Here is a 13,885-nt window from a genome sequence, read left to right on the forward strand (position 1 = left end):
TAACTCTCACTAACTAAGTGTAAACTTTCGAACTGATTTTTGTATGAAGCGGAGCGAAGCAGTTTATGCTCACAAAACTTTTTAGGAGGAGAGGTAATGAGGAAAAAAGTAAGCGTGTTTCTGGCATTAACTATGTTTGTGACTATCTTTTTTTCAAATCCGATCAAGACTAATGCGGCAACCCCCGAAGCGCCTGCAGGGTGGAGAGACTTACTAGATTACCAAATATTCAGTAATATATCCGACGGCTGGGCAGGAGATAGCGGGTTTGGATTGGAGACGGAGAACAGCAAGCTTCCCATTGATTCTACAGCAATGTACAATGGATTGCCTTCATTATTGTTGAATGCGAAGACGCCTACCAGTCCTTCCTGGTACAACGCTTTAATTACGGTTGCCGGCTGGAAAGCATATGACTTTACCTCTTACCATCCAAATGGATTCCTTGAGTTTAATATCAAAGGAAATGCGGGCGGAGAGTCCTTTTTACTGGGCTTCAAAGACCGGGTATTCGAAAGAGCTGCCGGCAATGAAATTACCACTACAGTAAACATTAACAATTACGTCAACATTACTACAAGTTGGACCCATGTGAAGATCCCGTTAAAGGATCTAATTCAGGTCTCCCAAGGAATTGATGTATCTTCCATAGATGCATTATCCATCAAGAATAATGGTTTTCAACCTTTAAAAGTGTGGCTTAATGACATTAGGGTTACGTCTCCCGATAAGGAGAAAGAGTACGCCCCCATCAAGGTTAATCAATTAGGATATCCCGTAGATGGAGTAAAGCAAGCGCTTGTAACTGGTTTTGAGGATGTGCTCACGGTCGATGCAGGTACTCCGTTTAACATTATTAACGCCACAAATAATTCGACAGCTTACTCCGGAACGCTTGTACTCACCAAAAATTATGATGCTATCGATAGCGGGGAGCGTATTTTTACCGCCGATTTCACAAATTTAACGATTCCGGGAAAATATTATGTTTCAGTGCAGGGTCTCCAGAATTCGCCCAAGTTCACTATCGGCGAAGCTAACGAAATCTATGAACCCTTTTTAAATGACGTAACGAGATACTTCTATTACCAGAGAACCGGGATTAATATTACCAGCCCATACACTCAAAATTATCAAAGAACAGATTTTACTCCTGACACAGCAGTACCTTTAATGTCCAACCCTTCCATCAAAAAAGATGTTTCCAAGGGATGGTACGATGCGGGCGATAAAGGCAAGTACGTTAACGCAGGAGCCAAAGCCTTGTCGGATCTCTTCTGGGCCTATGAAATGATGCCGGAGAAATTTACAGACAATCAATTTAATATTCCTGAGAGCGGAAACGGCATTCCCGACATCCTGGATGAGGCAAGGTGGGAACTGGAATGGATGCTCAAAATGCAGGATGCTGCAACTGGCGGTTTCTATGCGCGAGTGACCTTTCAGGATGACGACAATATGGTAGACAGAGAAATTATCGATAAGGATACGGTAAGCTCGCGGACTGATATCAAAACGACCGCCGATACAGCTACCGCAGCCGGTGTATTGGCACATGCCTACTTAATTTATCAGAATATTGATCCGGCTTTTGCCCAAAGTTGCTTGGATGCGGCAATAGACGCATGGGGGTACCTGGAAGCACATCCGGAAAATATTCGGACGCCTAACACGGGCAGATGGCCTTACGATGTGACGGATGACGCTTCGAATCGTCTGTGGGCTGCAGGCTCCCTGTACCGATCGACCGGCGATGCCGAATACAATGATTATTTCCTGGCGAATTACACCGATATGGGAATATTTTTTGAGGATACCCTTGATTTCGCCAGTGGTTGGGCAAACACCTGGAATACAGGCTTCTTCAGTTATCTGAAATCTGCTAATCCGGACTCCGGAGTCTTAAGCTGGTATTCGGATAAATTCCAGCAATGGTTCAATGACAAAGTGAGCAGATATAACGATAGCCCTTGGAAAAGCATCATAAAAGATGGTAACTACTATTGGGGAATCACCATGCAGGTTGCGGACACACCGATGGAAATGATCATCGGTACGAAGTTACTGGGAACTTTTGAGAGCAACCGCGCTATCATTAATGAGATTAACAATAGTCAGTTAGACTGGATTCTTGGCCAGAACCCGGTAGGCGTATCTTTTGTATCAGGTTACGGCGATAACAGCGTGAAATATCCGTTCAGCATCATGTATAGAACAGATGGATTAACTGGTGTACCTAAGGGATATCTTGTCGGAGGACCGAATAAATACTCCAACGACATAACCGTAGGAAACCAGATATCAAGATTTGCAGCCAAAAACTATACCGATAACTTCCAAGAATGGACTACAAATGAACATACCGTTTATTGGAATTCAGGGTTGGTATTCATTGCCGCATTCGCAACCGGAAATAGCAGCAATTCAACCATTAGTCCAACGACTGCTGCCTTTGATAAGAAAACAGCAAATCAAGCTGATATTCCGGTGACTCTAACGTTGAACGGCAACACGCTCACCGACATTAAGAACGGTACGACATCTCTTGTTGTGGACACGGACTATACCGTTTCGGGCAACACGGTCACTCTACACAAGAGCTATCTCGCTCAGCAGCCAATCGGCAAGGCGAACCTTACTTTCCTGTTTAACGCCGGTTCATCTGCTACGCTATCCGTTGCTGTGAACGATTCGTCGGTTATTAACTCGACGATCAGTCCGACGACCGCTGCCTTTGACAAGCAACCCGCGAATCAGACCGACATTCCGGTGACCTTGACGCTGAACGATAACACACTCATCGGCATTAATAATGGCACGACTGCCCTAGTTGCTGGTACGGACTACACCGTATCAGGCACGACAGTGACGATTCAGAAGGCATATCTGGCTGCCCAACCGGTGGGAACAACAACGCTGACGTTCAACTTTAGCGCAGGAGTAAGTGCGAATCTTGAGGTCTCCGTGGTCGATACCCCCACTGCCGAAAGTGGTTCTATCAAAGTGCAGCAGTACAATTCTCCTGTTACGGCAACGAGCAATTCGTTGAGCCCTCGGATAAAGCTGAAGAACACCGGTACCACTGCCATCAATCTGTCCGACGTGAAGCTTCATTATTATTACACGATCGATGGGGAGAAGGACCAGAATTTCTGGTGCGATTGGTCCACTGTCGGCAGTAGCAACGTAACTGGCGACTTCGTCAAGTTGCCGGCTCCTTTGACAGGAGCTGATCATTATCTGGAAATCGGCTTTACGAGCGGAGCCGGAAGTTTGGCAGCTGGAGCCAGCATTGAGCTTCAGATCCGCGTGAACAAGACCGATTGGACGAACTACACGCAGACGGGAGATTACTCCTTCGATCCGACCGATTCGACTTACACCGATTGGAGCCATACAACTGGCTATATCGCAGGCGCTCTTCAGTGGGGAACAGAACCTCAATAAGTAACGTCACAATTGACGTTACGGCTCAATAGTGAAAACCTGAACTCCCCATTACCGCCTAAACAACGGTGTGGGGAGTGTGTAAGACAGTGAAAGGAGTGCAACAACTCTATTGAAAGCTATGCCGCTTCCTACAAATAGGAAACCAATACGTACTGTACGTAATTTTTCCATCGTGAAGAATATTCGTACTTACTGGATGTTCTACGCAATGATGCTGCCGGGAATCATTCTGCTTGTAATAAATAACTACATCCCTTTGTTCGGGATCGTTATTGCCTTTAAAACAATCAATTACCAGGACGGAATCCTGGGAAGCCCATGGACAGGGATGAAGAATTTCGAATATCTGTTTGCCTCGAAGGATTCGTACATCATCATTCGCAACACATTGCTTTATAATTCGCTGTTTATTGTATTGAACATGGCGCTTCCTCTAGGGTTCGCCTTGATGCTTAATGAGATGAAGAACCGCTTCCTCTCGAAGCTACACCAAACGATCATGTTCCTGCCATACTTCCTGTCGATGATCGTCATCTCGTACTTAGTGTATGGGTTCATGAGCGACGAGCGAGGATACTTCAACGGCACGTTGCTGCCGGCGCTTGGTCTTGATTCCGTACGCTGGTACTTCACGAAAGAAGTGTGGCCGATCGTTTTGCCGATCATTAACACGTGGAAGAACATGGGGTACTACACGGTTGTGTATATGGCAGCAATCATTGGTATCGACGAGGAGTACTACGAAGCCGCGACAATTGATGGGGCAAACAAGTGGCAACAGATCAAGAAAATCACGATTCCCTTGATCATGCCTGTCCTCACGATTATGACTTTGCTGCAGGTTGGCCGGATCTTCAATGCCGACTTTGGCCTATTCTTCCAAGTGCCACGTGAATCGGGGGCATTGTTCCCTGTGACAAACGTTATCGATACCTATGTCTACCGCACCTTCCTGACCGTTGGGGATATCGGACTTTCCTCAGCAGCAGGCCTGTTCCAATCAGTCGTTGGTTTCATCTTGGTTTTTGTATCTAATTGGGTCGTTCGCCGCTTTAACCGCGAGAACGCGCTGTTCTAAGAGAGGAGCCCTTATGACCAATACAATGAGTAAATCCTTATCTGGGTCCAATCCAAAGAATCAGCTGTCGGGATGGGCGTCAACCCTCATCAACATCTTCTTTGTCATCTATTCGGCGCTCTGTATCCTACCGCTTTTGCTGATTCTTTCGGTATCGTTCTCCGATGAGCAGTCCGTTATGACACACGGATATCGATTTATGCCCGAAAATTTCAATCTGGCAGCCTATCGATTCCTAATGAAAGATATCAGTCAAATCGTTCATTCCTATGGAATCTCACTAACCGTCACGGTGATAGGTACGATACTAAGTGTCATCATAATAGCTCTGTATGCGTACCCCATTTCACGGAATAATTTTCCGCAGGCAAAGTATTTTACATTTTTTGTTTTTCTAACGATGCTGATTTCCGGCGGCTTAGTCCCTTGGTACTTGGTATACGTACAGATGCTGGAATTAAAAGATACACTTTGGGCACTGATCATGCCGCTGATCATGTCCGCATTCTGGGTACTGATCATGCGCACTTTCTTTAAGGAGACCGTACCTGAAGCTGTGCTGGAGTCAGCAAAAATAGATGGGGCAGGGGAGCTACGGATATTTATCCGAATTGTATTGCCATTATCTCTGCCGGTTCTGGCAACCGTTGCACTGTTCCAAACACTGACATACTGGAACGACTGGTTCCTAAGCCTAATGTTTATTACAGACAACCACAATATATCCGTGCAGTACTTTCTTTACAAGATGATGGTCAACATCCAGTACTTATCCAGTAACCCGAACGCGATGGCTGAAATTACCCGAGCTGGCGGAATGATCAACTTCCCAAGTGAAACCGTGCGTATGGCGATGGTGGTTGTAGGTGTTGGACCTATCGTATTTGCTTACCCGTTCTTCCAGAAATACTTTATCAGAGGCCTGACAGTAGGCTCCGTTAAAGGCTAAGATTGCCGATCACTTACGTGGGCACGGAAACGGCTAAAACCAGTATATGGTTTAGCATATCATTTTATTTTATGGGGGGATTACTTGAAAATGAAGGATACGAAAAGCAAGGCTTCACTGCTTCTCACACTGATGCTTATTTCAGCATTAGCCACTACGGCTTGCGGCAATTCAAACAACTCGAACAACGCTACACCAGATAATGCCGGAAAAGAAAGCGCCGCACCGAGCTCATCAGCGAACTCAACCACCGATAACACATCCAATGAGCCCTCGAAGCTGGAGCCTTATAAAATAAAGCTGGTCTACGAAGGAGCTCCACAGGCGGACGAGGCTATCGTCGAGGAAGCGCTGAACAAGATCTTGACCGAAAAAATCAACGCGACGGTAGATATCGCACCAATCGATTGGGGAGCATGGGATGATAAGACTAACCTCATCATCGCTTCTCGAGAGCCCGTAGACATTCTATTTACAGCCTCATGGAACGGGTATGCAAAGAACGTTGCCAAAGGTGCTTACTTAGATCTCGGTCCCTTGCTCGATCAGTATGGCCAGGGCATTAAGGATAGCTTAGATCCAGCTTTTCTCGATGGCTCCAAAATCGGCGGCAAAAATTATGCAGTCCCTACGAATAAAGAATTGGCATCGTCAGGGGGCATTGTGTACCGGAAGGATATCGCTGATGAACTCGGCATTGACATGAGTAAAGTGCAAAAGATCGAAGATTTAGATGCCGTTTATAAGATCGTTAAAGAGAAGAAGCCAACCATGTATCCGCTGTATACAACGGGTGGCACGTTCGCCTCTCACTCCTTTGTGGAATTGGATTTTTTAGGTGATACGACGATACCTGGCGCTATCGATAAGAATGGCACGGAAGCGACAGTCAAACCGGCCGAAGAGTATCCACAATACTTAAATGCATTAAAAGTAACCCGTGATTTCTTCCAGAAGGGGTATCTTAACAAAGATGCGGCCACTTCCCAAACGTCATCCCTTGATGCTTATAAGACGGGCAATGTATTTTCCACGGTAGAGCCTCTTAAGCCAGGCAAAGCAGAAGAAATCGCATCCGCGACAGGACTTGATGGCAAGCTTGCACAAATTACTTTAACAGGTAAAACGGTCGCCACATCGGAGACTACCGGCGCCATGTTAGCCATCTCATCAACGTCTAAGAACCCGGAACGCGCCATGATGCTGATTAACCTGCTTCATACAGATCAAGAGATTATTAATCTGCTTAACTTCGGTATTGAAGGTACACACTTTACACTTAATGGTAATGTTATGACGCAGACGGAGAAGTCAGGACAGTACGCACCGGGCGTCGCTTGGGAGCTGGGAAATCAATTCCTGAACTATGTCTGGAGTTCGGAAGCTCCAGACAAGTGGGAGCAGTTCAAAAAGTTCAACGAAGGCGCTAAATCATCGCCGGCACTGGGCTTCACCTTTGACAGCGAGCCAGTCAAATCCGAAGTCGGAGCACTAGCAAACGTTCTAAGAGAATATCAAAAGATGCTTGAGACCGGATCGGTTGATCTGGATAAAGAATTGCCGAAATTTATCGCCGCCCAAAAATCGGCCGGCCTAGATAAAGTCATTGCTGAAAAGCAAAAACAGCTTGATGAATTCCTTGCCAGTAGATGATATGTGTTCATAGCAAATAAAGGACCTACTCATTGTTCTGGATAAGAACAATGAGTAGGTCTTTTTGACTTTCGCTATATAATTCACAGTGTCAACTAGGCTTTAAGAGGCTTGGTCGAATTGGCTATTATAAAGCTCCGCATAAAAACCATTTTTGGCAAGTAGTTCTTCGTGGCTGCCGCTTTCCAGGATATCGCCTTCCTTCAGAACCAGAATCACATCGGCGTTCTTAATGGTTGAGAGTCTATGCGCAATAACAAAAGAGGTTCTTCCCTCCATGAGCTTATCCATTGCCTGCTGAATCAAGAGCTCTGTTCTTGTATCGACTGAGCTTGTAGCTTCATCGAGGATGAGCATTGGGGCATTTTTGAGCATCGCGCGGGCGATCGTAAGCTGTTGCTTTTGGCCGGTGGATAAATTAACTTTGTCATTTAGTATGGTATTGTAACCGGCACTTAAGGTCTGAATGAAATGATGCAAGCCTACCGACTTACAAGCATCTTCAACTTCTTTATCGGTTACACCTGTTTTGTTGTACACTAGATTTTCCCTGATAGTGCCCTCAAAAAGCCAGGTGTCCTGCAAGACCATACAGAATAGATCATGGATGTTTTCTCTTGTTAAGCTGCTGATGGGGGTATCATCAATATATATTTCTCCGCCCTTTAATTCATTAAACCGTATTAGAAGATTTATCAGTGTAGTTTTACCTGCGCCGGTAGGACCGACTATAGCAATTTTTTGCCCAGGCTTAATCTCTGCAGAAAAATCTTTAATCACAAGTTTATCTGAATTTTCATAAGCAAATTGCACATGTTCAAAATCAACTTTGCCCACAGCAGTTTTAAGATGTCTTTCTTTATGACTTTCATTGTCCATTTCGTCAGCATCGAGGAACTCAAAGACACGTTTGCTTGCCGCGGAAGCCGATTGCAGACTTTGTGCGGCTTGAGCAATCTGAGAGAGCGGTTGTGTAAAGTAACGGACATACAGTATAAAGGCTACAATGACCCCAAAGGATATCGTTCCGTTCATAGCAAGTACAGCACCAACTACACAAACGGCCACAAAACCTAGATTGCCTATAAACATCATAATCGGCATCATAAGACCGGAGAGGAACTGCGCTTTAAATGCACTATCTTTAAGATTCATATTCAGGGATTCAAATGTATTGCGCATTTGTGATTCACCATTGTAGGCTTTCACTACAGTATGTCCTGTATATACTTCCTCCACATGGCCATTGATTTTCCCTAAGTATTCTTGCTGACTTTGAAAATACTTTTGGGATTTTTTCATAATTGCCGCTATGAGGCCAAAGCCAATGATAGTTGCAACAACCGCCGTAATAGTCATGATCACATTTGTTTTGAACATCATGATGATGGATCCCGTAAAGAGGGCAAGGGCAGTTACCAGTGTGCCGACGCTTTGGTTTAAAGCTTGCCCGATCGTATCCACATCGTTGGTAACCCGGGACAGGATGTCACCGGTTGTAGAATTATTATAATAAGAGATCGGAAGTTTGTTCATTTTGCGTGAGAGATCGGCTCTTAAGTTTTTGGAGACCTTTTGCGTAACTGCGGACATAATTAATCCTTGTACCAAAGATAACACAGCGCTAAGGATATAGATAAATACAAGGAAAAGGCCGATAGAAGTTACTGCTTCCATATCAATACCGGTGACGAGGCCCGCAGTGATCAAGTCTGTCATCTCCGAAAGCTTATCCGGTCCAAGCAGAGTCAGAACCGTACCGATTGCTGCACTAATAATAGCTATAAGAACTACAGGGATATATTTTCTGCAATAGTGGAGAAGTTTGCTCCACGTGTTGAGTTGCTCTTTGCTTTTGTTCATTAAGCTAGCTCCTCCTTTGAAAGTTGTGAGTAAGCAATCTCTTGGTAGACATCACAGGTCTGCATCAATTCATCATGTGTTCCCATGCCTGCCATTCGTCCGGCTTCCAGTACAATGATTTTGTCTGCATCTTTGATTGTACCGATCCGTTGGGCAACGATTAGTATCGTTGTACCGCTGGATTTTTTCTTCAATTCACTTCGCAATTTGCGATCCGTCTTATAATCGAGCGCTGAGAAGGAATCGTCGAAGATTAATATTTCAGGACGACGGGCAATGGCTCGGGCAATGGAAAGACGTTGTTTTTGACCGCCAGACAAGTTCGTACCGCCTTGAGAGACATGAGCCTCGTAGCTTCCTTCCATCTTTTCAACAAAATCTGAAGCTTGAGAGGTGTAAATGGCATCAACAACATCCGAGGACAGATCACTGCCATTATCGCCAAAAGCAACATTAGAGCTCACCGTGCCGCCAAACAAAATCGCTTTCTGAGATACATATCCCATTTTATTGCGCAGTGCAGTTTGCTCATATTGGTTAACATTAATTCCATCCACCAACACTTCACCTGCTGTAGCATCATAAAAGCGAGGAATCAGGTTCACGACGGTACTTTTTCCGCATCCGGTTGAACCGATAAAGGCTACAGTTTCTCCTTTTTTCACCGTAAAGCTGATATCTTCAATAACGTATTCTTCTGCATCCGGATATTTAAAGCTGACATTTTTGAATTCGACCTCACCCAACCGATTTGCCTTGGAGGAAGTAAGTGATCCGTTCTCTAAGCTTGGCTTAGTATCCAGCACTTCATTGATTCTTTTAGCGGATACATGGGCACGAGGCATCAGGATAAAAATCATGATCAGCATCATAAATGCCATAACCACCTGCATTGCATAGGATGAGAAGACAATCATATCTGAAAATAAGCCCATCTTCGCCGTACCATTGGCATTTTGAATCAAAATAGCACCAATCCAATATATTGCGAGACTTAAACCGCTCATAATCAGAGAAATACTTGGCATCATCATGGACAGTACATTATTGGCGAATAAATTCGTTCGGGTAAGCTCGCTGTTGGCTACGCTAAATTTATCTTCCTGGTAACTTTCCGCATTATACGCACGAATGACACGAAGGCCGGTAAGATTCTCTCTTGCAACACGATTAAGATTATCAGTCAGTTGCTGCAATTTTTGGAATTTCGGAAGCACTAGCACGATCACTATGCCGACAATAAGAATCAATACCCCAATGGCGACACCGGTAGCAAGCGACCACTGCCAACTCTTGCCTGTAATTTTGAGCATTGCCCAAACGGCAAGGATGGGAGCCTTCACCAGGAGTTGCAGACCGATGACAATCAGCATTTGCACTTGTGTAATGTCATTTGTTGAACGGGTAATTAAACTAGCTGTAGAGAAGTTGTTGATTTCTTCCATAGAGAAAGACTGTACCTTATCAAACAATTTGGAGCGTAATCTTGAAGAGAAGTTAGCGGCAATTTTAGCGGCGATCCCTGCCACTATGATTGATGTAGCTAAGCTGCCGAGGGCACAGAGCAACATCCAGCCTCCGGCTGCAATGATTTCGCTCATTTCACTTCCTGGTATCTGTACAAGACGAGTAATCTCGCTCATATAACCGGGCAATTCCAGATCCAGCCATACCTGTGTGACAATGAACAGGATGCTGATACCGATTAGGGCCCATTCCTTCGGTTTTAAGTACTTAAGTATAGTTACCATACATCTGACTCCTTTATGTGGCGTTGCTTAAATGATAACGAAAGAAGATAAACTGAAAGTTAACTTTTCTGAAAAATAAAAAAAACCTGAAAGAACGATGAGGTTCTCCAGGGCTCGTACTACATTCCAATCGGAATCGTAACTGTAAATGTGGTTCCTTGTAATGGAATGCTTTCGCAAGAAATGGTTCCATGGTGTAGATGAATGATTTTTTTAACAATTGCTAATCCAAGTCCATTGCCTGCAGTCGAGTGGGAAGTATCCTGCTGATAAAATTTATCGAATATCTTGGGAAGAGCCTCAGGATGAATACCGCTTCCGCAGTCACGAACTAGAATCAACAGGTTATCTTCGTTTTTCTTCATGTTAACTTCAATTTCTCCATGTTCAGGAGTGAATTTGATCGCGTTATCCAATAAATTTAACCAAACCTGATTTAAAAGCTCTTTATTGCCGGAGAGTTCATAATCCTGAATATTAACATTCAGCTTCAGGTGCTTCTTCTCAAATTTGGCAGCCAGTAAAAGCACAGACTGGCGAATTTGTTCCCCAACATTAAACCGCATTTTGTTTGTCAGAATCTTTTGCGTCTCAACCTGCGTCAGCTCCAGTACATTCGACGCAAGGGAGGCAAGTCTGGTCGACTCCTCAATGACAATATCTAGATATTCATTCCGTTCTTCTTTGGTAAGATCATCGTTCTTTAAGACTTCGGCAAACCCTTTAATAGATACAATCGGTGTTTTGAATTCATGGGAAAAATTATTCACAAAATCGGTTCGCAGAATTTCGATACCCCCAAGCTCTTCAGCCATCCGGTTAAAATTCTCTGATAAAATTTCAAACTCTGGCGGGCTTTTGAGCTGGAGCCGCATGGAGAAGTCACCGCTGGCAAGACGCTCTGTGGCCTCAATAAATAACCGGATGGATTTTACCATTTTCCGGCTTGTGATGGCTGATATCGTGGTACCGATAATTGTACAAGCGATTAATACCATTATGGGTAGTACGAATCCATCCTGGGCAAGCTCTTCGTTCAACAAACCAAAAACCTGTGCGAGAAAGAAGAGTAGTCCTGTAATCACAACGGTAATAAGAAAGATGAAAAATATGATAAGAGAAAAATAGATGGGAAGGCTGATTCTGTTGCTGAGCTTGTTACTTATTTTGCTCACTGGCTTCGCACCGCCTTGTATCCAAGACCTCTGACGGAAACCAGTTCAAACTCTGGATAAGCGTCAACCCGTTTCCGCAGGCGATTGATATGCACATTAACGGTTGTATCCGTACTTTCACTTTCCATGCCCCATATCTCGTCCATAAGCTGGATGCGCGTGAAAATCCGTTCAGGATAAGACAATAACTTATACAACAAATAGAATTCTTTTTGCGGTAGCGTTTGTCTCTCGTCCTCCCGGGTTACTGTCAATGCGTCATAATCAAGGATCACTTTACCCACTACTAATTTGCGGGCACTTGCGATTTGTGAACGGCGAAGCAGCGCTTGGATTCTGAGCAGCATTTCTTCGGTATCAATGGGTTTGGTCATATAATCATCAGTTCCAATCCGGAACCCCTTTTTCTTATCTTCAGGCAGCTGTTTTGCTGTAGCCATAAGAATGGGGACCAAGCTATCGGCATCTCTTACTTCCTTGGCGAATTCATAACCATCCATATTAGGCATCATGATATCCAGAATGATTAGATCAATATGCTGTGAATCAAGGACCTCCAAAGCTTTAACTCCGTCTTCAGCAGTTACAACATCATATCCTTCGCGTTTCAGAACAGCTTCAAGAAGTCTTCTTACATGCTTATCATCTTCAACAACGAGTATGTTAATCATTACTGTTCACTCCAATAGTAGGTTTGTATCCATTATTACCTGTGGGGAATTTGTTTTAAAGGGAGCAGAATCAATATTTATCTAATCTTAAGATTTGGTTTGAAATCCTTGTAGTCGATATAAAGTGACTCATACATAGGGAGGATTCAATGAAATGAGAGGAATAGGCAATGATTTAATACTATTATGATATCTGTTTTGTGAAAAATTGTTGCATACTAAAATAGTACCCAAACTAATTTAGCTGGATTAACGTGCTGAAAATAATGCAGACTACGTCGAGCGTTGAACTTTGACTGAACTTCATGCGAAAGGAAGATCACGGATGCAAATGCGTAAATTAGGAAATAGTGGCTTGGAAGTTTCGGCAATAGGGTTTGGCTGTATGGGAATGGATCATGCCTATGGAAAGCCAGCAGATCGTAATGAAATGGTTAAATTAATTCGCAGAGCAGTTGAACTAGGATGTAATTTCTTTGATACTGCTGCTTTTTATGGAGATTCCAATGAGGAATTAGTAGGCGAAGCCCTTGCACCACAAAGAGATCAAGTTGTGATTGCAACTAAATTCGGAATTTTAGGACAAGAAGCTGTAGACGGTCAACCTCAACTTATTTTGAATAGCACACCAGATTCTATTCGTGAACAAATAGAAGGTTCATTAAAAAGGTTGAAGGTCAATTGCATTGATTTATATTATCAGCACCGAGTGGATCCAAATGTCGAACCTGAAGCTGTCGCTGAAACAATGAAAGATTTAATAGCTGAAGGGAAGATTAAAACATGGGGTGTCTCAAATGCACCGATTGATTATATGAAACGAGCAAATGCTGTATGTTCGATTACTGCAACCCAAAATCAGTACTCCATGATGTGGCGTGAACCGGAAAAAGAGTTGTTTGAACTTTGTGAAGAATTAGGAATTGCTTTTATCGCTTACAGTCCATTAGGAAATGGTTTCTTAAGTGGTAAATATACCAAGGAAACCAAATATGATGAAGGTGACTATCGAAGTTTCATGGGAAGATTCAAACCTGATGTGATTGATCATAATCAAGTGTTATTAGATTTAATTACTCAAGTTGCAAAAAGTAAAAATGCAGCACCAGCTCAAGTCGTACTCGCGTGGGAATTAGCTCAAAAACCATATATCATTCCAATTCCAGGCACTACAAAATTAAACAGATTAGAAGAAAACCTATATGGAGCTGATCTCAAATTAACAAAGGAAGATGTAGATAGTCTAAATGAAGCTTTGTCTAAAATGGATATTGATAGTTCACACTTTTAAATAG

Annotated in this window: 9 protein-coding genes; 5 read left to right on the forward strand and 4 right to left on the reverse strand. The window is 43.6% G+C overall.

Features of this window, described 5'->3' with window-relative positions:
• The first annotated feature begins 96 nt into the window (after window positions 1-96).
• The 4 genes from NST25_RS15315 (at window position 97) to NST25_RS15330 (ending at window position 7,130) form a co-directional block, all read left to right on the forward strand.
• Window positions 97-3,447, forward strand: coding sequence for a glycoside hydrolase family 9 protein (locus NST25_RS15315; RefSeq protein WP_340391713.1), 3,351 nt, complete (start codon window positions 97-99; stop codon window positions 3,445-3,447).
• Window positions 3,448-3,568: 121 nt separating this feature from the next.
• Window positions 3,569-4,528 carry an ABC transporter permease subunit gene (locus NST25_RS15320; protein WP_340394418.1) on the forward strand — a complete coding sequence of 320 codons (960 nt, stop codon included), beginning with the start codon at window positions 3,569-3,571 and terminating at the stop codon, window positions 4,526-4,528.
• Window positions 4,529-4,541: 13 nt separating this feature from the next.
• A complete protein-coding gene (locus NST25_RS15325; protein WP_081383287.1) occupies window positions 4,542-5,477 on the forward strand; it encodes a carbohydrate ABC transporter permease in 936 nt (311 codons plus the stop codon).
• A 90-nt stretch (window positions 5,478-5,567) separates the two neighbouring features.
• Window positions 5,568-7,130, forward strand: coding sequence for an ABC transporter substrate-binding protein (locus NST25_RS15330; RefSeq protein ID WP_076130604.1), 1,563 nt, complete (start codon window positions 5,568-5,570; stop codon window positions 7,128-7,130).
• Between the two features lie 102 nt (window positions 7,131-7,232).
• On the opposite strand, the gene NST25_RS15335 is transcribed toward NST25_RS15330, so the two are convergent.
• The 4 genes from NST25_RS15335 to NST25_RS15350 form a co-directional block, all read right to left on the reverse strand.
• The gene (locus NST25_RS15335; protein WP_036677200.1) at window positions 7,233-8,993 is read right to left on the reverse strand and encodes an ABC transporter ATP-binding protein; all 1,761 of its coding nucleotides are present in this window, start codon (window positions 8,991-8,993) and stop codon (window positions 7,233-7,235) included.
• A complete protein-coding gene (locus NST25_RS15340; protein ID WP_076130605.1) occupies window positions 8,993-10,744 on the reverse strand; it encodes an ABC transporter ATP-binding protein in 1,752 nt (583 codons plus the stop codon). The genes NST25_RS15335 and NST25_RS15340 overlap by 1 nt, the downstream gene beginning before the upstream one ends.
• A gap of 119 nt (window positions 10,745-10,863) precedes the next feature.
• A complete protein-coding gene (locus NST25_RS15345) occupies window positions 10,864-11,919 on the reverse strand; it encodes a HAMP domain-containing sensor histidine kinase (RefSeq protein WP_081386330.1) in 1,056 nt (351 codons plus the stop codon).
• Entirely contained in the window at window positions 11,916-12,590 is a 675-nt protein-coding gene (locus tag NST25_RS15350) for a response regulator transcription factor (RefSeq protein ID WP_076184972.1), read from the reverse strand. Before NST25_RS15350 ends, NST25_RS15345 begins: the two co-directional genes overlap by 4 nt.
• A 325-nt stretch (window positions 12,591-12,915) precedes the next feature.
• Between NST25_RS15350 and NST25_RS15355 the strand changes: the two genes are divergently transcribed.
• Window positions 12,916-13,881, forward strand: coding sequence for an aldo/keto reductase (locus NST25_RS15355; protein WP_076302104.1), 966 nt, complete (start codon window positions 12,916-12,918; stop codon window positions 13,879-13,881).
• Window positions 13,882-13,885: the final 4 nt, after the last annotated feature.

It is taken from the genome of Paenibacillus sp. FSL E2-0190 (genome assembly GCF_037992965.1).
In the GTDB taxonomy this organism is placed as follows: Bacteria; Bacillota; Bacilli; order Paenibacillales; family Paenibacillaceae; genus Paenibacillus_AQ; species Paenibacillus_AQ odorifer.

Excerpts from the sequence above, each read along its gene's own strand:
- NST25_RS15320 (WP_340394418.1), top strand. The coding sequence starts at position 3,569 with ATGCCGCTTCCTACAAATAGGAAACCAATACGTACTGTACGTAATTTT.
- NST25_RS15325 (WP_081383287.1), top strand. The coding sequence starts at position 4,542 with ATGACCAATACAATGAGTAAATCCTTATCTGGGTCCAATCCAAAGAAT.
- NST25_RS15335 (WP_036677200.1), bottom strand. The coding sequence starts at position 8,993 with ATGAACAAAAGCAAAGAGCAACTCAACACGTGGAGCAAACTTCTCCAC.
- NST25_RS15330 (WP_076130604.1), top strand. The coding sequence starts at position 5,568 with ATGAAGGATACGAAAAGCAAGGCTTCACTGCTTCTCACACTGATGCTT.
- NST25_RS15340 (WP_076130605.1), bottom strand. The coding sequence starts at position 10,744 with ATGGTAACTATACTTAAGTACTTAAAACCGAAGGAATGGGCCCTAATC.
- NST25_RS15355 (WP_076302104.1), top strand. The coding sequence starts at position 12,916 with ATGCAAATGCGTAAATTAGGAAATAGTGGCTTGGAAGTTTCGGCAATA.
- NST25_RS15315 (WP_340391713.1), top strand. The coding sequence starts at position 97 with ATGAGGAAAAAAGTAAGCGTGTTTCTGGCATTAACTATGTTTGTGACT.
- NST25_RS15350 (WP_076184972.1), bottom strand. The coding sequence starts at position 12,590 with ATGATTAACATACTCGTTGTTGAAGATGATAAGCATGTAAGAAGACTT.